Origin of the sequence: Vibrio pacinii DSM 19139, assembly GCF_000711795.1 — a bacterium.
Classification (GTDB): domain Bacteria; phylum Pseudomonadota; class Gammaproteobacteria; order Enterobacterales; family Vibrionaceae; genus Vibrio; species Vibrio pacinii.
Genome location: NZ_JONH01000017.1, coordinates 22187 through 48221, shown reverse-complemented (window position 1 = coordinate 48221; position 26035 = coordinate 22187). Strand labels below are relative to the sequence as shown.

Here is a 26035-nt window from a genome sequence, read left to right as displayed (position 1 = left end):
GATCCCCTGAAACTTTTAATAAAATGGCTATAGATTGATGAGTAACATAGGTACTAAATTTAATCTTGCAAACAGATTTACCTTTGATCCCAACACCAACTCTCTTATGGATAAAGAGGGCGATAACGAGCTTATCCGTCTAGGAAGTAACGAAAGCCGTATTCTTCTACTAATGTGTGAAAAACCGAGTGAAATAGTTTCACGCAACGACCTGCACGACTTTGTTTGGCGCCGACAGGGGTTTGAAGTTGACGACTCAAGCCTGACTCAAGCGATCTCTACGCTGCGTAAACTACTTAACGATTCAACTAAGTCACCAATGTACGTCAAAACCGTCCCCAAACGCGGTTACCAACTCATTTGTAGTGTCGATCGTGTTACGCCACTAATGAGTGGGGACAATGAAGCGGAAGACATTACACCGGGTGACGATGACACTCATGACATGATAGTAGTGAGTGAAGAGAGCACGGTTGAAGTACCACCAGCAGCAGAGCAGAGACCCGCGTTAGTTCCTTCGCCGGCGAAACCTGCCATGACGTTATTAACCAAACTGATGCTGATTGTTGCTATTTTTCTGCCTATTTTTGTGGTTCTGTTAACCAATCCGGCCGAGTCAAAATTCCGTGAAATCGGTATTTATGATAGTACTCCCGTTAAAACACCACTCAATCATCCTGATCTCACTCAATGGTACCCATCGATCGAGCAATGCGTTAAGCAATACAATACAACGCATCAAGGTGCGCTTGCCCCAATAGAAGTGATTGCAACGGGTGGGCAAAATAACCAACTCATTCTTAACTATATTCACTCTCCAACGAACTCTGGAGAAAACATTACGTTACGCATCGTTACCGAGCAACAAGATCTGGGTAAAGTCTGCAACTAGGAAACCACTATGAATCAGAAATTCGCTATCATCTTACTGATTGTCTCTGCACTTTTTAGTAGTTGGCTATACTGGGGCAGCGACTTAAAAGTTGAGCAAACATTGACCTCTAACGAATGGCAATCGAAAATGGTCACCGTCATTGCCGAACCTTTACAAGAAAAGTCTGTGGGTCCATTGCGCAAAGTCAACGTCATGTCGAATGTTAAATATTTGCCCAACAACACTTATATTCGTGTATCGAACGTGCGTCTTTACCCAGAAAATGGCGCAACCGAAAGCGTCATCAATATTTCAGAAACAGGTGAATGGGATATCAGTGACAATTACTTGTTGATATCACCAACAGAGTTTAAAGATGTCTCCTCGGCGCAGAGCAAGGACTTTACTCCTGCACAGTTAGCTCTCATCACGCAAATTTTCAAGATGGATGCCCAGCAGAGTCGCCGCATTGATATTATTAATGAAAAAACCTTGCTGTTAACTAGCTTAAGTCACGGCTCTACGGTACTTTTTAGTAACTAATCTCACTCAAAGGGGCATGACGCCCCTTTTTATTGCACGTCAAATGGATTGGATAAACGCTCTTAGCCTACTAGACTCACATTTACAAATCCCCTAGCCTCACAATATCCGATAGCTGTCTAAGTACTGACCTAACGACCTGCGTTCGCAATCAATTAAACCCTGTTTCGAACGACTCACACTGGCGTTCGGATTAATGCTTATTTTTAATAGGACCCGTATGAATAAGGCAATCATTGATATCTACTACTGTCGCCAATGCAATTGGATGTTACGTTCAGCTTGGCTTGCGCAAGAACTACTGCACACCTTTAGTGAAGAGATTGAAACATTATCGCTCCACCCCGATACTGGCGGCCGCTTTGAAATTGTCTGTAATGGGCAACAGATATGGGAACGCAAACAAGATGGTGGATTTCCAGAGGCTAAAGTACTCAAACAGCGCGTCCGCGATCAGATTGATCCTGAGCGAGATCTTGGCCATTCCGACCGCAGTAACGATAATCAGATCTAGAGATAAGCAGAGGATCATTGGCTCTGCTTATTCACTGTTTATTCGAGTGCGATTTGAACGATCACCTCATCGTCAAAGCTCAGAACCTTTAGCTGATTATCTTCAAACACGCCATAACTAGGCGCGTAACCATCACGTGGAAACGTCACCGAACCGGGGTTAAAAATAACCTGCTCTCCGTCTTTGTGCGCCACAGGAATATGAGTGTGGCCATGAGCAATAATGTCTCCTGGGCGAAGTGGTGGCCTTTTTGTGCCGTTATAAAGGTGTCCATGAGTGAGAAACAAACGCTGACCGCTTGCCAATAGCACCCACGCATAATCCATCATCATAGGAAACGACAGCAACATTTGATCAACCTCACTATCGCAGTTGCCTCTAACCGCAATAATATCCTCCGCATAGCGGTTGAGTAACTCGCTCACTGCAGGCGGATTGTACCCTTCAGGAACCGGATTCCGCGGCCCATGATTTAACGTATCTCCGAGCAAAATAAAATGCTCGGCACCCGATTGTTGATATTTATCCAGTACTTTTTCCGTGGCAGGCAAACTGCCATGCAAATCTGAGGCAAAAAACAGTTTCACGACATCATCCCCTTAATCAATAGCAGGATGATTTTACCCAGCGCCCTCCGATTAGTCACCTTGAATCATGCCGTTAATAACGATGTTATTGTAGCTGACCATACCGACGATTTTACCGTTATCAATCACAGGGGCTCGGCTGATCCCAAAACGCTCGAATAATCGCGCACAATATTTAACGTTCATATCCGATGAGACCGATAGCGCAGGCTTCGTCATGATCTCGTAGATATTGGTTCGCTCTGGTGAACGGTTCTTGGCCAACACTTTTTTCGCGATATCGTTCATTAGCACTAAGCCATATTCATCATCATCATTGCGTTTGTTCACGACCAAGGCTTTCACTTGGTGGTTCTTTGCTAACTGAATGCCCTCTTTGACGGTAGTAAGCCCATCAATCACAACATAGTTATTGGTCATAACATCACAAACACGAACTTTGGGGTGGTCATTCATAACTCATCCTCTACGACTTTGGTTAGCTTCTCAACTTGATGAGCAACACCGACGGCATCTTCTATATCGATCTGTATTGCGATACCTTGGCCGGACTCTTGGTCAAACTCGCCAACATCATTGATTGTTTCGAGAATATGCCTTGATAAGTGTTCTTCAACCACAAACAGCAGCACATCTTTTTGTACATCTAAGGTCAAGCCAAAAAAGGTACGCTTTTGATTCAACCCTTCTCCTCGTGCGTTATTGATAACCGTGGCTCCTGTTGCCCCGGCTTTCCTTGCCGCATCTAAAACCACATCGGTTTTACTGTCTTCGACAAAAGCTAATAACAATTTAAAGCGCATTGTTTTTATCCTCCCGCTCAGTTGCTTTACTATTTAACCACTGAGTGATTTGTGCATAACCCATAACGGAAATTATGGGGAACAAACTTGCAAACGCGATCAACCCAAATCCATCAATCATCGGATTTCTTCCTGGTACTGTTGATGCCAGTCCAAGGCCCAAGGCAGCTACCAAAGGCACCGTCACAGTTGACGTCGTTACCCCGCCCGAATCATAAGCTAATGGGATAATCAATTTAGGTGCATAAAAGGTTTGAACCACTACAATGACGTAGCCAACAATAATGTAGTAGTGGATCGGGTCACCAACCACAATTCGATAACTGCCGAGAGAGATACCAATTGCCACCCCTAAGGCCACCGCAATACGTAACCCATTGACACTGATACTCCCACCAGAAACCTGATTAGCTTTGATCGCCACAGCGATCAAAGATGGCTCAGCAATCGTCGTGCTAAAGCCGATAAAAAAGGCAAACAAGTAGACCCAGTAGTAATCAATCCACGTGAACTCTCCCACTGATGACAAACGAAACTGAGTAATAAAATCTGGCGCGGTTAACTGAGCAGCCATCGTTTCACCAAGAGGAAACAAGGCCAGATCTAGGCCGATAAGAAATAACGACAATCCTAAAATGACATAGAAAAAGCCCAATATCACTTTAGGTAAATTCGTCACTGGTCGCCGGAGTACCGCGAACTGAAAACCAAAAATAATCGTCGCGATCGGTAATACGTCGGTAATAGTGCCAATCACAATAGCGGCAAAGTGCGACCAATCGATCATGCCACCACCATGCCGTAAACCATGACAAACATCATAGGTAACAGGGAAGCAAACGCGATCAAGCCAAAGCCATCGATCATAGGATTTCGCCCTTTAATTGCTGAAGCGAGCCCAACCCCTAAAGCGGTAACGAGCGGGACAGTAATTGTCGACGTTGTTACACCACCAGAGTCATAGGCCACGCCGATAATACTTTGTGGAGCAAACATGGTCAGGATCACCACACCAATATAGCCGCCAATAATCATATACTGAATCGGCCAGCCCTTAAGAATGCGCAATACGCCAAGTAAAATCGCGATCCCGACAGATAAAGCAACGGTATACCTGAGCCCATTGGCATACTCTTCCATTGCTTGTGGATGATGAAGAATCATGCCTCCTTCGGCGGCAACCTCAGCGGCTTCATTGGCAACGGCCGTCAAGGCAGGCTCAGCAATCGTCGTACCAAAGCCAAGACAGAAAGCAAAGATAAGCAACCAAAACACGCTCCCTTTGCGAGCAAAAGCCTGAGCCATGCTCTCTCCAATCGGGAACAGCCCCATTTCCAGACCAAAAATAAAGAATGTCAGACCGAAAATAACCAGTACCAAGCCGAACAAAATCGATAGCAAGTGAGGCAGTGGCTCTTGCAGCACAACCAATTGAAAGAATGCAATAACGACAATAATGGGAGTTAAATCCCTCAAACTGCCTAAAAGCGCTCTGAGTAACGCGATAACGGCTCCCACTCAACCTCCTTGTGTGCTGTACGCGATTTACGCTTTATGCAAGCATGACAAACAAACTCGTTTTCCGATGTGATTTCAGCAGCGTAGATGAAGATAAACGTAACAAAATGTTAATTTTGTGATATTGCCACATATGATCACTTTTTATTCTAAGTCGCTATAATTAGTAACAATAGTTAACTATGGTTAGACTCTCGCTTACAAAAACGTGGCCAAGATTAAGGATGTAAAATGAAGCTATTGCTGACTGGTGGTTCGGGATTTATTGGGCGCGAACTGTTAAAGCATTTAACAACACACGAGATCGTTCTGCTCACACGTAACACAAAAGCAGCACAACAGGCACTCAATCATACCGATATGGGTAATGTTACCTATATTAATGATTTAGATAGCCTGCAGCACCTCAATGACTTTGATGGCGTGATTAACTTAGCTGGCGAGCCGATCGCCGATAAGCGTTGGACAAAAAAACAGAAAAAGATCATCTGTGACAGTCGGTGGCTATTAACTGAAAAATTAGTCGAACTCATTCACGCTAGCACCAACCCACCCAATGTCTTTATCAGTGGCTCCGCTGTTGGTTTTTACGGCGATCAACAACAACACCCTTTTGATGAGACACTACGTGTCACTGAGAACAACGGATTCCCCCATCAAGTTTGTGCAACATGGGAACACATCGCTAGCCGTGCTCGCTCCGATATGACTCGCGTGTGCCTATTGCGCACTGGTGTTGTACTGGATCCTGAAGGCGGCGCTCTGAAAAAAATGCTCCCCCCTTATAAATTAGGGGTTGGTGGCCCATTAGGCAGTGGACGCCAATATATGCCTTGGATTCATATGCTGGATATGGTCAGAGCGATTGTCTATTTGCTTGAGACTCAGCATGCCCTTGGTGAGTTTAATTTGTGCGCCCCACACCCAGTCACCAATAAAGAATTTAGTCAGACGTTAGCTAAAGCGCTTAAACGGCCACATTTACTTTTCACGCCCAAGTGGGTAATGCAATTATTGATGGGTGAAAGCTCTGTTTTGTTATTTGACAGCATACGAGCCAAACCGAAGAAATTGACAGAGTTAGGTTTTCGCTTTAGCTACTCACGTATTGAACCTGCGTTGAAAAATTTATTACAACATCACGACTAATAACCTAAGGTAGGCCACGCGCCGACTGATTAAATAGATATGAAAAAACAGATACTGATCACTGGCTGTTCGACAGGCATCGGCTACACCTGCGCCCATGCACTCCAACAGCGCGGCTACCACGTTATTGCATCTTGCCGACAACAACACGATGTCGAGCGTCTCATCACGGAAGGTTTAACCGCCATTAAGCTCGACTTAAGTGATAGCGAGAACATTACTCAAGCGGTACAAGAAACACTGCGACTGACTAATGGCCAGCTGTATGCCATTTTTAATAATGGCGCCTACGGTCAACCTGGAGCCCTTGAAGATCTGCCAACCGATGCGTTAAGAGCCCAATTTGAAAGCAATTTTTTTGGTTGGCACCAACTGACTCAAGCACTGTTACCGACTATGCGTAAACAAGGATTTGGTCGAATCATACAAAACAGCTCGGTGTTGGGTTTCGCTGCAATGAAATACCGTGGCGCCTACAACGCCTCTAAATTTGCCTTAGAAGGCTGGAGTGACACACTGCGCCTCGAACTTATTGGCAGTAATATCCACATTAGTTTGATTGAGCCGGGGCCAATAGAGACTCAATTCCGCGCCAATGCTTTACAAGCCTTTGAGCGTTGGATACCAATTGAAGGCAGCGTTCATGAAACGCTCTATCGACAACAAATGGCTCGCTTAAAGAGCGACACTTCCAATAACGCATTTGTTTTACCGCCTGAATCCTGTATCGCCCCTTTAATTGATGCCCTTGAGTCAAGCAAACCCAAAGCCCGCTATCGAGTGACGACACCAACCAAGGTTTTCGCATTACTCAAGCGTCTTTTACCAACCTCCGTACTCGATAAAATATTGAGCAGAGCCGCATAAAAACAGATAGGCATGTCATTATTTCGTAACAATGAGACGCTAAATTAACAATGAGAGCCAAGCTCTAACAATTAATGCGCTACATTCGGAATAATAATATGACCCTAAACCAGTTAAACTGGCTGAGTGTGGGTGTTGCGCTAACCTTGTTTATCGTTCTATAAACACCTTCGCTTATTGCAACATCAAACGCCCTTATCGTTGAAGCATCGATAAGGGCGTTTCATGTCTGTTAATTCAAACCACTAACTTGAACTTGCCGCCTTTCGCCCATATCTCTAAAGCAAATACCAAATACCGCGTCACGAGGAAAGGTTACATGCAATCACCATACATCGTTGAACTAAACGAACAAAACTTCCGTCAAGTCCTTGAAGGCTCGATGCAAACCCCGGTACTGATTCACTTTTGGGCACCAATGAGTGAAGAGAGTGCTCAGGTGATTCCTGAACTGCAAATGCTAGCCCAGCAATACAACGGCACCTTCACTCTGGCCTTGTTAAATTGCGAGCAAGAACAAGTGATTGCTAGCCAGTTTGGTGTGCAAGCTTTACCGACGATTGCATTATTTGTTAATGGTCAACCAGTTGATGGTTTAGGTGGCCCACAAACTCTCGGCGCAATCCAAGAGATGTTAAATAAGCATCTACCAAGTCAAGATGAACAACACGTTAAGCAAGCGCTTGAATTGATTCAAACAGGGCAGCATACCCAAGCACTGACGTTACTCGAAAGCTTGGATCCTGAATGGCACCAGAAAGCGGAAGTAAAGCTTGCACTGGCCGATTGTTATCTCGAGACACAAGACTTTGACCAAGCAAGAGCATTGCTCACTCATATTCCTTTGGAGTATCAGGACAATTATTACAAAGGGTTAGTTGCTAAACTCGAACTCCACGATCAAGCAGCTAACAGCCCTGAAATTCAATCGCTAGAACAGGCATTACAGCAACAGCCAACCAACTTAAAACTAGTGCACGAATTGGCGCTGAGCTATCACCAAGTCAATCGTGATGAAGATGCTCTTGAGCTACTATGGCGTTCACTACGCAGTGACTTAAATGCTCTAGATGGTGAGATCAAAAAGTTGTTTATGGATATCTTAGCTGCGCTAGGACAAGGCAACCCAACTGCGGGTAAGTATCGCCGTCAACTTTACTCAATTTTATATTAGACCATTCTAAATCAATTACTTAAAGCCGGCAGTGCCGGCTTTATTTATATCTAAAACAGAGCCGGAGTCTCATTTCTGCCATTGTTTGTGAGGATAAATTAAGCAACAATCGAATCATTATCATTATAAGGAACTCACAGATGGCTATTGATTCATTGATTACTATTGGCGTTTTTATTGTTGCTATTGTGGCAGTGATTATTGCTGCGGTAAAAACCGTCCCCCAAGGCAGTACTTGGACTGTCGAGCGTTTTGGCCGTTATACTCATACCCTTCAGCCGGGACTTAACCTAATTATTCCGTTCATTGATCGTATTGGTCATAAAATCAGCATGATGGAACGTGTTCTGGATATCCCTGCCCAAGAAGTGATCAGCAAAGACAATGCTAATGTAACCATTGATGCGGTGTGTTTTGTTCAAGTGGTTAATGCTGCCAAAGCCGCCTATGAAGTCAACGATCTAGAGCACGCGATTCGCAATCTTACTCTGACCAACATTCGTACTGTCCTCGGCTCAATGGAACTCGATGAAATGCTCAGTCAGCGCGATATGATCAACGTCAAACTGCTGTCTATCGTTGATGAAGCGACGAACCCTTGGGGCGTTAAAGTCACCCGTATTGAGATTAAAGATGTTCAGCCACCAGCGGATCTTACCGCAGCGATGAACGCTCAAATGAAGGCAGAGCGAAATAAACGTGCAGAAGTTCTTGAAGCCGAAGGAGTTAGACAAGCTGAAATCTTACGTGCTGAAGGGCATAAGCAATCGGAGATTTTAAAAGCGGAGGGGGATAAACAAGCCGCTATACTTCAAGCAGAAGCACGTGAGCGCGCCGCAGAAGCAGAGGCACGAGCAACGACGATGGTATCTGAAGCTATCGCTAAAGGAGATATGCAGGCGGTCAATTACTTTATCGCTCAAGGCTATACTGATGCACTAAAAAGTATTGGTCAGGCAGAAAATAGCAAGATCATTATGTTACCACTGGAAGCGACAGGCCTAATGGGATCGATCGCAGGCGTGGCTGAAATGTTTAAACATTCACAACAAAATAAGTAGAGGCGTTCATGATTGAGTTGATGGAAAGTATTAATTACTGGCATTGGCTTGCTTTCGGTTTGGCTTTACTGTCTTGTGAGCTACTCGGCACGGCAGGCTATTTTCTTTGGCTAGGGCTATCCGCGATCGTGGTGGGTGCTTTGTTAAGCATCTTACCCATCAGCTGGCAGCTTCAGTGGGTCGCTTTTGGGGTGTTCTCTCTTGCCACCACTTGGTTGTGGTGGCGCAGACAACTGAAGTCAGACACACAAGATGATGCAGCAAGAACGCTCAATCAAAAGCAGCAACAGCTAATCGGACAGACCATTCGTTTAGATGAAGACTTCCCTGCAGGTAAAGGACGAATAAAGTTTGCTGATTCGACTTGGACAGCGCGCTCAGATAAGGCTATTGCAGCAAACACTATGGTGGAAATCATCGACGTAGATGGAATCATCTTAACCATCAGAGCTAAAACTTGTTAGAAACCTCAGTTTCTCTTTACCTAATCTCACGGCGATCCCTCTGAGTTGATAATTACAGTTGGGATCGTTTACAATCTTTGCGATAATGAAGAGTTGGTTTTTCTGGTGGGACCTACAAACCATCATCCTTTATCAAACACTGTCGCAATAACAAAGTTTGAATCAGTGACAAATAAAGAAAAACCAACAATAAACACATCACCAATACGTTATTCGATTTGTTGAACAAGATAAAGACCCCTTAATCTATGACTTATGTTAGTAAGGTTAGAAATGCCCATTTTATTCAGATATATTTAAGCGTTTATTAATTTTAGTGTTTATCGCACTTAAATCTTAAAAATAACCCATTAAATACAGCAAGTTAATTTTTTAATTCAAAAAAAAACCTCCTCTATATAACATTATTTTTGTTAATCACCTTATTAATAACAAATATTTCAAATAACCAAGCCATAGAATTCATACACTTATTTATTTTATTTAAAAAATAAGTTGTAGTTATTTTTAGATAATTTTTTTAAATGTGCCTATTTTTTTGATCTTTATAGGTCATAGCTCATACTAGAACTATCTCTTCAATAAAGAGATAGTTCAAATTAATTGGAGTATTTAATGATGAAATACCTAGTAACTTTTTTCTTCGCTGGCTATAGCCTAATTTTTAGTTCATTAGTGTTTTCTGGAGAAACCTCTGGACACGGACCTTTAGGACCGGTTGTCAAATGCGAAACATCTAAAGGAGAGATTAAATACACTCCTATAACCTACTGTAAGATTTTTGACGGTAAAGTGCTGTAGACTGATTAACTTAAACGAAAAAAGCGAGCATAAGCTCGCTTTACCGTTTATAACGTTATTAGAAGAAGTTGTAAGGGATAATAACTTGGAAACGAATATCTTGCCAATCAAACTCAGACCCATCGTTCATATCACGAGTAAGTTGAGTTAGATGCAATTTAATTGTTGAACCTTTCAATGAGCCTGATTGTAGAGAATAACCAATATCTGCATTAACTGCATACTCCGAATCGTAAGTGTTTACATTGTTATCATCGACAGTACTCAAGGCCACTCCACCTGCGACAAACCAACCATCACCAAAACTATATGATAGTTTGTTGTACCATGATAGCTGACCAGATTGATCCCAGTCGGATAAAGCATTCCAGTACTGACTAAATGTGCCGTTGTTAGAACCGTAATTACGAACTGTACGAGGAGTAACAGCAGCATTGTTATCCGAATCGGCGTAGCGAACTTCAGAGTTCCATGTTAGAGCATCAAAACTTTGAGCATATGACAGACCTGCCATATAGCCTAAGCCATCATAATCGACATCGGAACTAACACCATAGAAGTCAAATGCTAAACTAGCTGTTTCAAACAACGGTGCTTTAATCATGAACTTATACGACGTATTGTCTTCACCATGACCAATTCTTGCGTAGCCAACGCCTAGGTTAAGTGCAACGTCGCCAATACTACCGTTTACTCCTAGTGATTGAAGGCTATTGAAGGCATTTTCACCATTTGGTTTACCCTCATCATCGAAGCTAGATTGATTTGTATTTTCCCACCAAGGAGCACTATGATCGTCTGTAAAAATGTAACCCAGAGTCCAGCTTCCAATTGGGGCTACGACTGTAGCACCACGGTATGTGCCAGGCACGAATGACCATACGTTACCAACTGTACCGATACCATGAGATTGAAGAAAACCGATCTTAGTTTCAGTCTCGCCGCCTTTAAATTTTAGTGCCGCTGTCGTTAGCTTTAGAGAGTCACTACTACGATCCCAGCCATCACAAAGTGTAATTTCTGAACAGCCGGTGTTGTTATATACAGATCCTGAGAAATAACCTCCAGCATCAAAACCTAACCAGCCATTGTGGAAACCAGAGCTAAAGTTTAAGCCTACGTTATAGTCCGTGTAATCCTGTCCTGCTGTATAACCTGAACCAGTGTCTTTAGAACGATAGCGTGTATCTGTAATAACAATTGATGAAAGTGATGAGCCTTCAATAAACTCATTCAGTTTCTCTACATATTCACCACCAACGGCACTTTCTGTATTAGCCATTGCTGCTGGAGCCGCTATCATTGCGGCAGCAACTGCCGCACCTAGAAGAGTACGTTTAAACATTTTGTCCATGGAAAACTCCTAAAAATGGATATAGCTGTTTTTTGTTTTTCTCACCTTAAGTTGGCCGCCGAAGGGAGAAATCATTTCCTATGTTGAAAACCGTCAATTAATCATTAACCGTTGATTTTCTATTTCCTGCATACACCTTGTGTATCCATGTGTGTAAGACTAACTTCGCATCAAAAAACATCAATGAGAACTTAATTTCCAAGTAAAAAAATATGAGCCACTACAAATTTTTGTCAAGTGAGTGACCAAGATCTACTTTTTGTCAGGAACTAAATAAAAACAATAGTACTTGTTATATTTCAATAGCTTATATTGACACTTGATTTTGAATTATTGAAGTGTGTCGCATAGGTTCTGATTAATCTGCGATAATTCTTAGATTGGAGATCGTTGTCACGGAAACTAATTGGATCGGTTAACGATTATTACGACAACTTAATTTACAGAAAAAAATAAAACCTCAAAATTAGTAATTTTGAGGTTTTAGGTAGCTTGTATTATAAGGATATTAGGTTATTTTTTGATAAGTTCCACGATGTCGGCTTCTGTTTTTATCTCAATACCTAGTTCTTGAGCTTTAGTTAACTTAGAACCGGCATTTTCACCCGCGAACAATATATCGGTTTTTTTCGATACACTGCCGGTTACCTTAGCGCCTAAACTTTCAAGGGCCGCTTTAGCATCACTTCGAGTCAATTGCGATAACGACCCTGTTAGCACGACTGTTTTCCCTGCTAAAGGCTGGGGAACATCAACGGTTATCTCTTCAATATTCGGCCAGTGCACACCTTGAGCTAATAACGCTTCGATAACACTGCGATTCTTATCTTCAGCAAAAAAGGCGGTAATGTGACTTGCGACAATCGCACCAATATCCGGTACTTCGACGAGCTGTTCATGAGTGGCAGCCATCACCTTATCAAGGGTTTTAAAATGATGGGCTAAGTTTGCTGCGGTAGCCTCACCAACTTCACGAATACCAAGTGAATACAAGAACCGCGCTAATGTTGTCTGTTTTGACTTATTCAGAGCATCGACCACATTTTGCGCAGACTTAGGCCCCATTCGATCCAGAACAGTCAATACTCCGGCCGACAGCTTAAATAAGTCCGCCGGTGTTTCAACCATTTCACGATCGACCAATTGCTCAATCACTTTATCGCCAAGACCGTCAACGTCGAGAGCCTTTCGTGACACAAAATGCTTCAACGCCTGTTTGCGTTGGGCTTGACATACCAATCCGCCAGTACAGCGTGCAACCGCTTCCCCTTCAACACGCTCAACATCTGAGTGACAAACAGGGCAGCTTGCCGGAAATTCTATGGCTCGGGCATTGTCAGGGCGACGCTGTTTAACCACAGAAACGATCTGGGGAATCACATCACCTGCGCGACGAATCACGACACAGTCGCCAATCATCACACCCAAACGTTCAATTTCATCCGCATTGTGTAAGGTGGCATTACTGACAGTTACCCCGCCAACGAAAATAGGTTCAAGCTTAGCCACGGGGGTGATTGCCCCAGTACGTCCGACCTGAAACTCAACATCATTAAGAGTGGTCATCTCTTCTTGAGCCGGGAATTTATAGGCAATCGCCCAGCGTGGCGCTCTGGCAACAAAACCAAGTTGTTCTTGCTGTGCAATCGCATCGATCTTAATCACCACACCATCGATTTCGTAAGCCAGTTCGTCACGGCGAGACAATATGTCTTGATAATAAGCTTTTACTTGCTGCATATCCGAAACTCGCTTTGTCTCTGGGCACATAGGCAGGCCCCAACCTTTGAGTTGTAAGAAACGTTCATAGTGACTTTGCGAGAGAGTGGCACCTTCAACAACGCCAACGCTGTAAGCATAAAAACTCAAGGGCCTTGTCGCAGTAATCCGTGAATCTAACTGACGTAAGCTTCCTGCTGCGGCATTGCGCGGGTTAACAAACACTTTGTCGCCTTTTTTAAGGGCTTGTTGGTTAAGCTGTTCAAAGCCAGCCTTCGGCATGAAAACTTCGCCACGTACTTCAAGCCGTTCAGGCCAGCCCGAGCCGTACAGTTTTAAAGGAATCGATTTGATGGTGCGTACATTTTCGGTAATGTTCTCACCAACCGCGCCATCTCCTCGTGTTGCGGCTTGCACCAATACACCCTGTTCGTAAAGTAAGCTTACCGCTAAACCATCTAGCTTCGGTTCGCAGCAAAAACTGGCGATGGTTTGAGTGGACAGTCGGTCACACATACGTTTATAGAAGCTATCTAACTCACCATCATCAAAAGCGTTATCCAGCGACAACATTGGAATTTCATGAGTAACAGGTTCGAAACCACTCAACGGCATACCGCCAACACGTTGACTTGGCGAGTCTGAAGTTGCCAGTTCAGGGTATTGAGACTCGAGTTTAAGAAGCTCGCGCATCAGACGGTCATATTCCGCGTCTGGAATTTCCGGGCTGTCTTCAACGTAATATTTCACTCCGTGACGATGGAGTGTCTCTCGCAGTTGGTTTAGCTGTTGTTGGATCTCTGTTGACATAGGGGAACTCTGCTACTTTAAAAAACGGTGTCTTGAAGAGCTTTGTGGCAATCGATGGTTTATAAACACCCACTCCACTTTGCGCAACACCGCCTTAATCAAAAAAGGCTCCATACGGAGCCTCTCTACTATTTATCAATAACTTAGGCTTTCTGCGCCGCTTTAAACTGTTGTATTTGCGCTTTATACGCATCAATACGATTAGGCGAAATCAGGTTTCTTGCATCATCAAGAACATTGGCACCTAAGTCATCTGCAATTTGCTGCGCCGTTTTTAGCATCAATTTAAAGTTCTGCTCTGGATCGCCAAAACAGGGGACGGTCATGAAGAATGAGATGCCTTTGGTGGTAAACGCCGCAGGATCGTCATGTTTTAACGTTCCTGGATTCATCATATTCGCCACGCTGAACAGCACTTTCCCTGTTCCAGATAAATCTGCATGGCGATGAAAAATATCCATTTCACCATAGATCAAACCGTTTTGCTGCATGCTGTCAAACAGCTTAGTGCCGATAAAAGGTTCATTACCTGCACAATGCACATTAAGCACAATCACTTCTAACGCAGGCTCTTGCTCATCTTCAATCTCAGCAATGGGCACCTCGTCAATTTGGCTCTCAACATCAGGCTCAGGGACCACAACATCGTCGATAGACCGAGTAGAAAATGAAGGAACGTCTAGCTCTTCCTCTTTACTATCCAAAAGATCTGAGTCTGTGGGGTGTTGATAACTATCGATAAGCGGGTCAGCAATGATCTCATCTTGCGCGACAAAACCCGGCTCTTTACGCTGTTTCTTGATAATTTCAAAATCATCTTCTGGGGCAAACGCGCGTTCAGAGGTCAAGTCAGACGATTTACTATCAACGTCTAGCTTACCAAGCGGCTTACTACTAAACTTCGCTTTGCCTTCTTTCTTACTCGTCCATAAACCGTGGAACAGCAAAGCGGCAATCGCTATGGCTCCGACAATTATGAGTACAAATCGCAGTTCCTGCATTTTTAGCTCTCATTTGTTCGTTACAGCACGATGTAAAGTTGGCCGTAAAGAAACGATTAAACCTTAACTGTGAGTTACTCTACCAAAACTCGACCCTGTTTTAGAACAACTTAATGTGAGAAGTTCCACTAATGTTGTGATTTTGAACACGCTTTTTTCTTGCTAAGATACAAAGCGTTCGTTTTTACAGCAATCGACTCATTATGAATACTTATATACAACAACGTTCTGGATTTGGTTATTTCTTTCATGGATTAGCGCTTGCGCTCACTCCAGGGATACGCCGTTTCGTTATTTTGCCACTACTCGCTAATGTACTGTTAGTCGGTGGTGCACTATTTTACCTGTTTTCTCATTTAGATACTTGGATTGAGCAACTGATAGGTCAACTGCCTGACTTTTTATCGTGGCTCACTTACCTACTCTGGCCACTACTAGCATTGACCATCCTTGCTACTTTTTCCTATTTTTTCAGTACGCTAGCCAATTTTATAGCGGCGCCACTGAATGGGTTATTAGCGGAAAAGGTCGAGGAGCATTTAACCAAGCAAAAGGTGAATGATGATGGGATGTTGGCCATTATCAAAGATACACCTCGTATTTTGGCTCGCGAATGGCGCAAGCTGGTTTATGTATTACCCAAAGCTATTGGTCTATTTTTACTGCTGCTTATCCCGGCACTTGGCCAGACCTTAGGTCCCTTCTTGTGGTTTATCTTTACCGCGTGGATCTTGGCCGTTCAGTATTGTGATTATCCGTTCGATAACCATAAAATCCCGTTCAATGATATGCGTTACAATTTGAAACAAAAACAGGGCAAAGCGTACAGCTTTGGCGCTTTGGTATCGGTATTTACCACCATTCCGATCCTGAACCTTATTGTTATGCCTGTCGCCGTCTGCGGCGCCACCTCGATGTGGGTGGCCGAATTTAAACATCATCATAAATAGATAGCGATAACGGATTAAGAGCAGCAAGCTCACAAATCGATGTATGCTTGCTGCTCTTTCATATCATATAACTATTTAATCCTTTTCTCGCTTTTGAACCTGCCCTACTCTCTACATCAACAACTATTTCTTAATACCACTCGGTCTGGTAGTTCAATCAAACCGAAGTGAAATAAAGATGAAGGATCACACCATGAGCAAGATTTACGAAGACAATTCCCAAACCATTGGTAACACCCCTCTTGTGCGCCTAAACAAAGTCAGTAATGGTAAAGTTCTGGCTAAGATTGAAGCCCGCAACCCAAGCTTCAGCGTAAAATGTCGTATTGGTGCCAACATGATTTGGGAAGCAGAGCAAGCCGGTACACTTAAGCCTGGCGTTGAGCTTGTTGAACCTACCAGTGGTAATACTGGTGTGGCTCTTGCCTTCGTTGCTGCCGCTCGTGGTTACAAGCTTACCCTTACCATGCCAGAGTCGATGAGCCTTGAGCGTCGTAAATTGCTTAAAGCACTGGGTGCAAACCTTGAGTTAACAGAAGCAGCAAAAGGCATGAAAGGGGCGATTGCTAAAGCAGAAGAGATCGTTGCGAGCAACCCAGAAAAATTCCTACTTCTTCAACAATTCAACAACCCAGCAAACCCACAAATTCACGAAAAAACCACTGGTCCTGAAATCTGGGATGCAACAGATGGCGAAGTCGATGTGTTCGTGGCAGGTGTCGGAACTGGCGGTACCATTACTGGTACAAGTCGTTACTTGAAAGGCGAAAAAGGCAAAAATATTGTCTCTGTTGCAGTTGAACCTGCTGAGTCGCCAGTCATTGCACAAGCGCTAGCGGGAGAAGAAATTCAACCTGCGCCGCACAAAATCCAAGGTATTGGTGCTGGTTTTATTCCTGGCAACCTCGATTTGGAGCTGATTGACCGCGTTGAGGCCGTAACCTCTGACGAAGCTATCGCAATGGCACGACGCTTAATGGAAGAGGAAGGTATCTTGGCGGGTATCTCTTCAGGCGCGGCTGTTGTCGCAGCGAACCGCATCGCAGAACTACCTGAATTTGCAGGAAAAACCATTGTCACCGTACTTCCTAGCTCGGGTGAACGTTACCTAAGTACCGCGCTATTTGCTGGTATATTTACCGAGAAAGAGAACCAACAGTAAACTGTGTCAAATCAATTTTTCGTTTAAAAAAGCCCCGTACAGGGGCTTTTTTGTTGATCCCTGCCCTACCTTTGGTAATATCAGGATTGTTTTATTTCTAGCTGCAAAATAAAAGCAGGTAAGAATTACTATCAATGACGAAAGACAGCACAGACTGAAATCGTGATTGAGAAATTAATCACCAGTCGCGGTTCTAACACGCAATCTAGGTTAGCCTACTAGCAGAAATGCTTTTTTATGGTTAAGCTAAAACTGGTTAAGAAACTATCAAAATATAAATTAATTGGGGTATATAACATGTACGAGAAGCAAGTAGAAATCACTGCAGAAAATGGCCTTCACACTCGTCCTGCAGCACAGTTCGTTAAAGAAGCTAAATCATTCGATGCGGACATCACAGTGACTTCTAACGGTAAAAGCGCTAGCGCTAAAAGCCTTTTCAAATTACAAACTCTTGGCCTAGTTAAAGGTACAGTAGTTTCTATCTCAGCTGAGGGCCCACAGGCTCAACAAGCTGTTGACCACCTAGTTGCTCTAATGGACCAACTGCACTAATTCAGTTTTTAGTTTCTCAAAGCCATTTTGCATAACAAAATGGCTTTGTTGGAAATAAACTAAAATATAAGCTAAAACTATTCGTTAGCGCATCCATTATTCTCCCGTTTTAAAGTTGACCAATTTAAGGTAAGGCTATGATTTCAGGCATCCTAGCATCTCCTGGTATTGCTATCGGTAAAGCATTACTACTTCAAGAAGATGAAATTGTCCTAAACACACACGCTATTTCTGATGATCAAATTGAAGCTGAAGTTCAGCGCTTTTTTGACGCTCGTAACAAATCTTCAGCTCAGTTAGAAATGGTAAAACAGAAAGCACTTGAAACCTTTGGTGAAGAGAAAGAAGCGATCTTTGAAGGTCATATCATGCTTCTTGAAGACGAAGAGCTAGAGGAAGAAATCCTAGCACTGATCAAGAATGACAAGATGCACGCTGATAACGCTATCTACACCGTTATCGAAGAGCAAGCATCCGCTCTAGAATCTCTAGACGACGAATACTTAAAAGAACGTGCCACTGATATCCGTGATATCGGGACACGTTTTGTGAAAAATGCACTCGGCATCAACATCGTATCGCTAAGCGATATCGATCAAGAAGTGATCCTAGTCGCTTACGACTTAACACCTTCTGAGACAGCACAGATCAACCTAGACTACGTACTTGGTTTTGTGTGTGACATCGGCGGTCGTACTTCACACACTTCTATCATGGCTCGTTCTCTTGAACTTCCTGCGATTGTCGGTACTAACGACATCACGAAGAAAGTGAAGAACGGCGACATGCTGATTCTTGATGCGATGAACAACAAGATCGTTATCAACCCATCAGACGCTGAACTTGCAGAAGCAAAAGCAGTGAAAGCGGCTTTCATTGCTGAAAAAGAAGAACTTGCCAAACTGAAAGATCTACACGCTGAGACCATTGACGGTCATCGCGTAGAAGTGTGCGGTAATATCGGTACTGTAAAAGACTGTGATGGCATCATTCGTAACGGTGGTGAAGGCGTTGGTCTGTACCGTACTGAATTCCTATTTATGGATCGTGATGCACTTCCAGCTGAGGAAGAGCAATACCAAGCTTACAAAGAAGTGGCTGAAGCCATGCATGGTGAGTCGGTAATCATACGTACCATGGACATCGGCGGTGACAAAGATCTTCCATATATGGATCTGCCACAAGAGATGAACCCGTTCCTTGGCTGGCGCGCCGTGCGTATCAGCTTAGACCGTCGTGAAATCCTTCGTGACCAGTTACGTGGCATCCTACGTGCGTCTGCACATGGTAAACTGCGTATCATGTTCCCAATGATTATTTCTGTTGAGGAAATTCGTGAGCTGAAAAAAGCCATCGAAGAGTACAAAGCTGAACTGCGTGAAGAAGGCCATGCCTTCGATGAAAGCATCGAAGTTGGTGTAATGGTTGAGACACCAGCAGCTGCTGCGATCGCCCACCACTTAGCGAAAGAAGTTGCCTTCTTCTCTATTGGTACCAACGACCTAACACAGTACACCCTAGCGGTTGACCGTGGTAACGAGATGATTTCTCATCTTTACAACCCAATGTCACCAGCAGTACTGACCGTGATTAAGCAAGTCATTGACGCTTCTCACGCTGAAGGTAAATGGACCGGTATGTGTGGCGAGCTTGCAGGTGATGAACGTGCAACTCTACTCCTACTTGGTATGGGCCTTGATGAATTCTCGATGAGTGGTATCTCTATCCCTAAAGTGAAGAAAGTTATCCGTAACTCTAACTTCGCTGAAGTGAAAGCGATGGCAGAACAAGCCCTGTCTCTTCCAACGGCGGCAGAAATTGAAGCCGTAGTAGAAAAATTTATCGCAGAGAAAACGCAATAATCAGGTAATACCAATAAGATAGGCGGCGAAATTTGTCGTCTATCTTGTGAGATTGGTATACTATTATTCGACAGAATTAAATAAAAACGTTAGGAGCATGACACAATGGGTCTGTTTGACAAACTTAAGAAGCTAGTATCTGACGACAGCGCTGACGCTGGTGCAATCGAAATCATCGCACCTCTATCTGGTGAAATCGTCAACATTGAAGATGTGCCAGATGTTGTTTTCGCTGAGAAAATTGTTGGTGATGGTATTGCTATCAAGCCAGCAGGCAACAAGATGGTAGCTCCTGTAAACGGCACTATCGGTAAGATCTTCGAAACTAACCATGCGTTCTCTATTGAATCTGACGATGGCGTTGAGCTATTTGTTCACTTCGGTATTGACACTGTTGAGCTTAAAGGTGAAGGCTTCACGCGCATCGCTGAAGAAGGTCAATCTGTGAAAGCAGGTGACACTGTGATCGAATTCGATCTCGCTCTACTTGAAGAGAAAGCGAAGTCTACACTGACTCCTGTTGTTATCTCTAACATGGACGAAATCAAAGAGCTGAACAAGCTTTCTGGTTCTGTGACTGTTGGTGAAACACCAGTACTACGTGTCACTAAGTAATCACTACTTAGCCAAACACAAAAAAACGCAGCCATTTGGCTGCGTTTTTGTTTTTTTGTTCAATAATATCAACTTCTATCTGGTCAGATTGATATCACAACCCCAAAGCATATTTAAGAACCTGCGTTTTTAATGGGCTATGCTCTGCCAACTTTAACGCCGCGTTACGTGCAAGTTTTAACGGCGCAATATGGTTACTGAAACCTTTATAGAACACGTCCATCCCCGTCTGCATCAGCAAGTTATCTGGTCGCCTTTGGCGTTGGTATTTGTCTAACATTGGTTGGCTAATCACACCCTTACCCTCACACACGGCCAATAGAGCCTCCACATCTTTAAAGCCTAGGTTCACACCTTGACCTGCTAGCGGATTAATTGTGTGCGCAGCATCGCCAACTAAAACACAGCGCTGCTTGGCGTATGTTTGTGCATGTCGGCGAGTAAGAGGAAACGAGCCGTGTTGCAGTACATGAATGTCGCCAAGCTCGCGAGGAAAATGCGTTAACACTTCTTGGCGTAATTGTTCAGGGGTCATGGCCGACAACTGCTTAATTCGTTTCGGCGAGTCATACCAAACCAAAGAGCCTTGACCTACCGTTTGACCATTTCTCTCTAAAGAGCTTAATGGCAGAAAAGAGCGTGGTCCTGATGGGGTAAACTGTTGCCAAGTAATATCTTGCTGAGCGAGTTCTGTTTCCACATTGATCAACATGCAATGTTGACGATAGTCCCAGGCCGTTACGCCAATTCCCGCGAGTGTTCTCACTTTAGAGTTGGCGCCATCCGCACCAACGACTAAATCAGCCTCTAACGTTGCGCCAGAAGAGAGAGTCAATTGGTTTATTACACCAAACTCAATATCATCCAACGTATCAGGGCAGAACCGTTCAATCTCAGGCCAGGATTCAAATTGTTGCCATAGTCCCAACTGAATCACTTGATTTTCGACAATGTAGCCTAAACGCTCCAAATTAAGCGCATCAGAATGAAAACGGGTACGGCACTCTGGGTGCTCCCAAGTTTCTAGGCGCCGATAAGGGCACACACGCATTTGGGCAATGTTCTGCCACGCTCCTAGGCTTTCTAAAACAGAAACTGAATGTTCGGAAATGGCGGAAACACGAATGTCCATCGCTTGCTCAGCGGAAAAAGGACGAGGCGCCAAGCCTTCTACAACCGCTACTCGTCTTCCCTGCTTGGCAAAACCGATCGCAACAGCGGCTCCGACCATGCCCCCACCAATTACGGCAACATCAAATCTGCTCATATTTTGTATTTCATCATGTTGATTCTTTAACTGTTTTTTATTGTACGATTTCATTGCTAAAAATGTAACCTAAAACCTCATGTTAGAGGTGGTCTAATCCCTTGTACAATAACGCTTGCAATTGATTCAACCACGGCACTAGTCAGTCGGTTTTTAAAGCAGTACAATACGCGGCTCGCTAATATGCGAGAAGAAAAAACCATCAGAAAAACATTGATAGATGGATAATTGTCACACTGGGCAATTTGCTCCCTTAATTTAAACTAACGATCGAGCGAAAACATGAGTAAGAAACTGCTAATTAAAACCTGGGGCTGCCAGATGAACGAATACGATTCATCAAAAATGGCGGATCTACTGAACGCGGCTAACGGCTATGAGCTGACAGAAAAACCAGAAGAGGCAGATGTACTCCTGCTCAACACCTGTTCTATTCGTGAAAAAGCGCAAGAAAAGGTGTTTCACCAACTTGGTCGTTGGAAAACACTCAAAGACAAAAAAGAAGGCGTTGTTATAGGTGTTGGCGGTTGTGTTGCCACTCAAGAAGGCGACCATATACGTGAACGCGCGCCCTTTGTTGATGTTATTTTTGGTCCACAAACCCTGCACCGTCTACCAGAAATGATTAAGCAGTCGCAAAGCAATCATGCGCCTGTAATGGATATTTCTTTCCCTGAGATCGAAAAATTCGACAGTTTGCCCGAACCACGCGCCGAAGGAGCAACTGCATTTGTGTCGATTATGGAAGGCTGCTCTAAGTACTGTACTTACTGTGTGGTTCCATATACACGTGGTGAAGAAGTCAGTCGTCCAATGGATGATGTCCTGTTTGAAATCGCCCAACTGGCTGAACAAGGTGTGCGTGAAGTTAACCTGTTGGGTCAAAACGTTAACGCTTTCCGTGGTCCAACTCACGATGGCGAGATCTGCTCTTTTGCTGAGCTACTTCGTTTGGTGGCGTCTATCGATGGTATCGACCGTATTCGTTTCACCACCAGCCACCCGCTCGAATTTACTGACGACATCATTGCCGTTTACGAAGACACGCCTGAACTGGTTAGCTTCCTCCACTTACCCGTACAAAGTGGTAGTGACCGTATTTTAACCATGATGAAGCGTCCACATACCGCGATTGAGTACAAGTCGATTATTCGTAAGCTACGTAAAGCGCGTCCTGACATTCAAATCAGCTCAGACTTTATCGTTGCCTTCCCTGGTGAAACAGATAAAGACTTCCAAGACACAATGAAGCTGATTAAAGACGTTGATTTCGATATGAGCTTTAGCTTTATCTTCTCACCACGCCCAGGTACGCCGGCTGCTGATTACCCGTGTGATCTGTCCGAAGAAGTGAAGAAACAGCGCTTGTACGAACTGCAACAAACCGTCAACAGCCAAGCGATGCGTTACTCACGCCTGATGTTGGGTACCGAGCAGCGTGTACTGGTCGAAGGTCCATCGAAAAAGAATCTAATGGAGCTTCGCGCACGTACAGAGAATAACCGCGTGGTGAACTTTGAAGGCAGTGCTGATCTCATCGGCCAGTTTGTCGATGTTAAGGTCACCGATGTTTTTGCTAACTCGTTACGTGGTGAACTGATTCGTACTGAAAAAGATATGGATCTACGCAGCATCATTTCCCCAACGCAAATGATCGCGAAAACGAAACGTCAAGATGAGCTCGGTGTGGCGACTTTTACGCCGTAAGCTTGAAATTATCTCTGTAAGTAACCATCTTAGAGAGGTAGATAAGCCATTGGCAGTCCGGTCTCAATCGGACTGCCACAAATGAGAGGCAACTTTGAGCACTAAAATTATTACGCTAGAGATTAATCTAGAACCTTCAGATAACCGCCGTCTTGCCAGCTTGTGCGGTCCTTTCGACGACAATATTAAACACCTTGAGCGCAGGCTCGGTGTTGAAATTAGCTACCGAGGCAACTTTTTTACTATTGTAGGAAAGCCTCATACCAGCGCTGCTGCATTGGAAATTATCCAAACGCTTTACGTCAATACCTCGCCTGTTCGTGGCAATATCCCAGATATTGAACCCGATGAGATCCACCTAGCGATCAAACAGACGGGTGTACTTGAGCAAAACCTTGAGTCCAATATCGAGCATGGTAAAGAAGTCTTCATTAAGACCAAAAAGGGCGTGATCAAACCCCGCACACCAAATCAAGCTCAATACTTGGTCAACATGGTAACTCATGACATTTCGTTTGGTATTGGCCCAGCAGGGACAGGTAAGACTTACTTAGCCGTTGCAGCGGCGGTAGATGCACTGGAGCGCCAAGAAATTCGTCGTATTTTGCTAACCCGACCTGCGGTTGAAGCTGGCGAAAAACTCGGGTTTTTACCCGGCGATTTAAGCCAAAAAGTGGACCCATATCTGCGCCCACTTTACGACGCTCTGTTTGAAATGCTCGGCTTCGAAAAGGTCGAGAAGTTGATTGAGCGCAACGTGATTGAAGTTGCACCTTTGGCCTACATGCGCGGCCGGACACTCAATGACGCGTTCATTATTCTCGATGAGAGCCAAAATACCACGGTGGAACAAATGAAGATGTTCCTGACCCGTATTGGTTTTAACTCGCGCGCAGTGATCACCGGTGACATTACTCAGATTGACTTACCACGCGGCGCAAAATCGGGCCTTCGCCATGCTATTGAAGTACTAAGCGAAGTCGATGATATTAGCTTTAACTTCTTCCAAGCCGACGACGTTGTTCGTCACCCAGTGGTCGCGCGCATCGTCAACGCTTATGAAAAATGGGAAGCGCAAGATCAAAAAGAGCGTAAAGAGTTTGAGAAGAAACGTCGCGAAGAGCGCGAAGTTCAACTGATTGAAACAGCTAAAGCGGAACTGACCAAACAAGTTCAAGCAGAAGTGACTGAAGGTAAATAATGAGCATTCAACTCGATCTACAGTTTGCGGTTGAAAATGAAAACGGGCTTCCGACTGAGCACGATTTTCAAACTTGGCTCGATAAAACGATCATTCCGTTCCAACAGCAAGCGGAACTGACCATTCGTATTGTCGATGAGCAAGAGAGCCACCAGCTAAATCATGACTATCGTGGTAAAGATAAGTCAACTAACGTGCTGTCTTTTCCCTTCGAAGCCCCTCCGGGTATCGAGCTTGATTTGCTGGGTGACTTGATTGTTTGTCGTCAAGTGGTTGAACGTGAAGCTATCGAACAAAATAAACCTCTTATGGCGCACTGGGCGCATATGGTTGTACATGGTAGCTTGCATCTGCTAGGTTATGATCATATCGACGATGACGAAGCCGAAGAGATGGAGTCACTCGAAACAGAAATTATGCAAAGCATGGGGTTCAATGACCCATACATTGCAGAAAAAGAGTAACGTTGATCGTCCGGGTTGAACGCATTTTCGCAGTTTGCCCTCACCATTAACGTCACTAATGTGTGCTATCACACTTCTGATAGCGTTACTAGTTTGAGAAACAATGAACGAAGACAATTCGCCCTCTTCTCTAGAAGGTAAGAAAGAAAAATCTGAAGGTCCGAGTAGAAAGTCCTTCTTCGGACGCCTAGGTCAATTATTCCAAGGTGAACCTAAAGATCGCCAAGAGCTCGTCGATGCCATTCGCGACTCGGAAGAAAATGACCTAATCGACCATGACACTCGAGATATGCTTGAAGGTGTAATGGAGATTTCTGAAATGCGTGTGCGCGACATTATGTTGCCGCGTTCGCAAATGGTTACCGTCGATCGAAGTGACGATTTAGACACTTTGATTAACCTTATCACAGGGGCTCAGCACTCACGCTACCCAGTGATCAGCGAAGACAAAGACCATGTAGAAGGCATTCTGCTTGCGAAGGACTTACTTAAATACTTAGGCTCAGACAGTGAACCTTTCAATATTGAGCAGGTCATACGTCCTGCCGTCGTTGTTCCTGAGAGCAAACGCGTCGATCGTCTGCTTAAAGAATTCCGCCAAGAGCGTTACCACATGGCTATTGTGGTCGATGAGTTTGGTGGCGTATCAGGGCTGGTGACCATTGAAGATATCCTCGAAGAAATTGTTGGGGAAATTGAAGATGAGTTCGATGACGAGGAAGAACTCGACATCCGTAAGTTAAGCAAACACACCTTTGCGGTGAAAGCGCTAACCACGATCGAAGAGTTTAACGATACCTTTGGTACCTCTTTTAGTGATGAAGAAGTCGATACCATCGGCGGCATGGTCATGACCGCTCTGGGTCACTTGCCATCGCGTGGTGAAGTGGTCGGCATTGACGGCTACAACTTCAAAGTAACCGCCGCCGATAACCGCCGCGTGGTTCAATTGCAAGTTACCATACCAGACGAAGAGTCAGCTTTAAACGCAGTTGGCGAGTAACGCAACGCTC

26 protein-coding genes are annotated in these 26035 nt (G+C 44.2%); 17 read left to right on the top strand and 9 right to left on the bottom strand.

Translation table 11 applies throughout. The features are described from left to right. The first annotated feature begins 37 nt into the window (after positions 1 to 37). The 3 genes from BS19_RS11895 (at position 38) to BS19_RS11885 (ending at position 1931) form a co-directional block, all read left to right on the top strand. Positions 38 to 892 (top strand): winged helix-turn-helix domain-containing protein, encoded by an 855-nt coding sequence (locus tag BS19_RS11895; protein WP_038175515.1) that lies wholly within the window; start codon positions 38 to 40, stop codon positions 890 to 892. Between the two features lie 9 nt (positions 893 to 901). Further along, positions 902 to 1417 (top strand): regulatory protein ToxS, encoded by a 516-nt coding sequence (locus tag BS19_RS11890; protein WP_038175514.1) that lies wholly within the window; start codon positions 902 to 904, stop codon positions 1415 to 1417. A 220-nt stretch (positions 1418 to 1637) separates the two neighbouring features. Beyond that, on the top strand, positions 1638 to 1931 hold the full coding sequence (locus tag BS19_RS11885; RefSeq protein ID WP_038175513.1) for an Rdx family protein: 294 nt from the start codon (positions 1638 to 1640) through the stop codon (positions 1929 to 1931). 38 nt (positions 1932 to 1969) lie between these two features. Here the strand turns inward: BS19_RS11885 and yfcE are convergent, their stop codons facing one another. The 5 genes from yfcE to BS19_RS11860 are packed head-to-tail and all read right to left on the bottom strand — an operon-like array spanning position 1970 to position 4839. Beyond that, a complete protein-coding gene (gene yfcE / locus BS19_RS11880; RefSeq protein WP_038175512.1) occupies positions 1970 to 2518 on the bottom strand; it encodes a phosphodiesterase in 549 nt (182 codons plus the stop codon). Positions 2519 to 2569: 51 nt separating this feature from the next. Next, positions 2570 to 2974 (bottom strand): CBS domain-containing protein, encoded by a 405-nt coding sequence (locus BS19_RS11875; protein ID WP_038175511.1) that lies wholly within the window; start codon positions 2972 to 2974, stop codon positions 2570 to 2572. Then, positions 2971 to 3321, bottom strand: coding sequence for a P-II family nitrogen regulator (locus BS19_RS11870; RefSeq protein WP_038175510.1), 351 nt, complete (start codon positions 3319 to 3321; stop codon positions 2971 to 2973). The genes BS19_RS11875 and BS19_RS11870 overlap by 4 nt, the downstream gene beginning before the upstream one ends. Then, the gene (locus tag BS19_RS11865) at positions 3311 to 4108 is read right to left on the bottom strand and encodes a DUF1538 domain-containing protein (RefSeq protein ID WP_038175509.1); all 798 of its coding nucleotides are present in this window, start codon (positions 4106 to 4108) and stop codon (positions 3311 to 3313) included. Before BS19_RS11865 ends, BS19_RS11870 begins: the two co-directional genes overlap by 11 nt. Then, positions 4105 to 4839 (bottom strand): DUF1538 domain-containing protein, encoded by a 735-nt coding sequence (locus BS19_RS11860; RefSeq protein ID WP_038175508.1) that lies wholly within the window; start codon positions 4837 to 4839, stop codon positions 4105 to 4107. The genes BS19_RS11865 and BS19_RS11860 overlap by 4 nt, the downstream gene beginning before the upstream one ends. A 231-nt stretch (positions 4840 to 5070) precedes the next feature. Between BS19_RS11860 and BS19_RS11855 the strand changes: the two genes are divergently transcribed. The 5 genes from BS19_RS11855 to BS19_RS11835 all read left to right on the top strand — a co-directional run bounded on the left by BS19_RS11855 (position 5071) and on the right by BS19_RS11835 (position 9554). After that, positions 5071 to 5988 (top strand): TIGR01777 family oxidoreductase, encoded by a 918-nt coding sequence (locus tag BS19_RS11855; protein ID WP_038175507.1) that lies wholly within the window; start codon positions 5071 to 5073, stop codon positions 5986 to 5988. A gap of 39 nt (positions 5989 to 6027) precedes the next feature. Beyond that, positions 6028 to 6855: an SDR family oxidoreductase gene (locus BS19_RS11850; protein ID WP_038175506.1), complete on the top strand. Its 828-nt coding sequence runs from the start codon at positions 6028 to 6030 to the stop codon at positions 6853 to 6855. 319 nt (positions 6856 to 7174) lie between these two features. After that, positions 7175 to 8029, top strand: coding sequence for a co-chaperone YbbN (locus BS19_RS11845; protein ID WP_038175505.1), 855 nt, complete (start codon positions 7175 to 7177; stop codon positions 8027 to 8029). 140 nt (positions 8030 to 8169) lie between these two features. Beyond that, positions 8170 to 9090, top strand: a complete 921-nt coding sequence (locus BS19_RS11840) for an SPFH domain-containing protein (protein ID WP_038175504.1) — start codon at positions 8170 to 8172, stop codon at positions 9088 to 9090. A gap of 8 nt (positions 9091 to 9098) precedes the next feature. Then, complete coding sequence (locus tag BS19_RS11835) at positions 9099 to 9554, top strand: NfeD family protein (protein WP_038175503.1); 456 nt, start codon at positions 9099 to 9101, stop codon at positions 9552 to 9554. 859 nt (positions 9555 to 10413) lie between these two features. On the opposite strand, the gene BS19_RS11825 is transcribed toward BS19_RS11835, so the two are convergent. The 3 genes from BS19_RS11825 to zipA form a co-directional block, all read right to left on the bottom strand. Beyond that, positions 10414 to 11709: a porin gene (locus BS19_RS11825; protein WP_038175501.1), complete on the bottom strand. Its 1296-nt coding sequence runs from the start codon at positions 11707 to 11709 to the stop codon at positions 10414 to 10416. 513 nt (positions 11710 to 12222) lie between these two features. Then, complete coding sequence (gene ligA, locus BS19_RS11820; RefSeq protein WP_038175500.1) at positions 12223 to 14238, bottom strand: NAD-dependent DNA ligase LigA; 2016 nt, start codon at positions 14236 to 14238, stop codon at positions 12223 to 12225. Positions 14239 to 14381: 143 nt separating this feature from the next. Then, positions 14382 to 15239, bottom strand: coding sequence for a cell division protein ZipA (gene zipA / locus BS19_RS11815; RefSeq protein ID WP_038175499.1), 858 nt, complete (start codon positions 15237 to 15239; stop codon positions 14382 to 14384). Between the two features lie 203 nt (positions 15240 to 15442). Between zipA and cysZ the strand changes: the two genes are divergently transcribed. The 5 genes from cysZ to crr all read left to right on the top strand — a co-directional run bounded on the left by cysZ (position 15443) and on the right by crr (position 20383). Next, the gene (gene cysZ / locus BS19_RS11810; RefSeq protein WP_038175498.1) at positions 15443 to 16189 is read left to right on the top strand and encodes a sulfate transporter CysZ; all 747 of its coding nucleotides are present in this window, start codon (positions 15443 to 15445) and stop codon (positions 16187 to 16189) included. A gap of 193 nt (positions 16190 to 16382) precedes the next feature. Continuing rightward, positions 16383 to 17351 carry a cysteine synthase A gene (gene cysK / locus BS19_RS11805; protein WP_038175497.1) on the top strand — a complete coding sequence of 323 codons (969 nt, stop codon included), beginning with the start codon at positions 16383 to 16385 and terminating at the stop codon, positions 17349 to 17351. 297 nt (positions 17352 to 17648) lie between these two features. Next, positions 17649 to 17906, top strand: a complete 258-nt coding sequence (locus BS19_RS11800) for an HPr family phosphocarrier protein (protein ID WP_032552209.1) — start codon at positions 17649 to 17651, stop codon at positions 17904 to 17906. Positions 17907 to 18043: 137 nt separating this feature from the next. Beyond that, positions 18044 to 19768: a phosphoenolpyruvate-protein phosphotransferase PtsI gene (gene ptsI, locus BS19_RS11795; protein ID WP_038175496.1), complete on the top strand. Its 1725-nt coding sequence runs from the start codon at positions 18044 to 18046 to the stop codon at positions 19766 to 19768. Between the two features lie 105 nt (positions 19769 to 19873). Continuing rightward, a complete protein-coding gene (gene crr / locus BS19_RS11790) occupies positions 19874 to 20383 on the top strand; it encodes a PTS glucose transporter subunit IIA (protein WP_038175495.1) in 510 nt (169 codons plus the stop codon). Between the two features lie 94 nt (positions 20384 to 20477). Here the strand turns inward: crr and BS19_RS11785 are convergent, their stop codons facing one another. Beyond that, entirely contained in the window at positions 20478 to 21650 is a 1173-nt protein-coding gene (locus BS19_RS11785; RefSeq protein WP_038175550.1) for a 2-octaprenyl-3-methyl-6-methoxy-1,4-benzoquinol hydroxylase, read from the bottom strand. A gap of 282 nt (positions 21651 to 21932) precedes the next feature. On the opposite strand from BS19_RS11785, the gene miaB reads away from it, so the two are divergent. The 4 genes from miaB to corC all read left to right on the top strand — a co-directional run bounded on the left by miaB (position 21933) and on the right by corC (position 26025). Next, complete coding sequence (miaB, locus tag BS19_RS11780; RefSeq protein WP_038175494.1) at positions 21933 to 23357, top strand: tRNA (N6-isopentenyl adenosine(37)-C2)-methylthiotransferase MiaB; 1425 nt, start codon at positions 21933 to 21935, stop codon at positions 23355 to 23357. A 94-nt stretch (positions 23358 to 23451) separates the two neighbouring features. Continuing rightward, positions 23452 to 24558 carry a PhoH family protein gene (locus BS19_RS11775; RefSeq protein WP_038175493.1) on the top strand — a complete coding sequence of 369 codons (1107 nt, stop codon included), beginning with the start codon at positions 23452 to 23454 and terminating at the stop codon, positions 24556 to 24558. Beyond that, on the top strand, positions 24558 to 25022 hold the full coding sequence (ybeY, locus tag BS19_RS11770; protein ID WP_038175492.1) for an rRNA maturation RNase YbeY: 465 nt from the start codon (positions 24558 to 24560) through the stop codon (positions 25020 to 25022). The genes BS19_RS11775 and ybeY overlap by 1 nt, the downstream gene beginning before the upstream one ends. Before the next feature lie 103 nt (positions 25023 to 25125). Beyond that, on the top strand, positions 25126 to 26025 hold the full coding sequence (gene corC / locus BS19_RS11765; protein WP_038175491.1) for a CNNM family magnesium/cobalt transport protein CorC: 900 nt from the start codon (positions 25126 to 25128) through the stop codon (positions 26023 to 26025). Positions 26026 to 26035 lie beyond the last annotated feature (10 nt).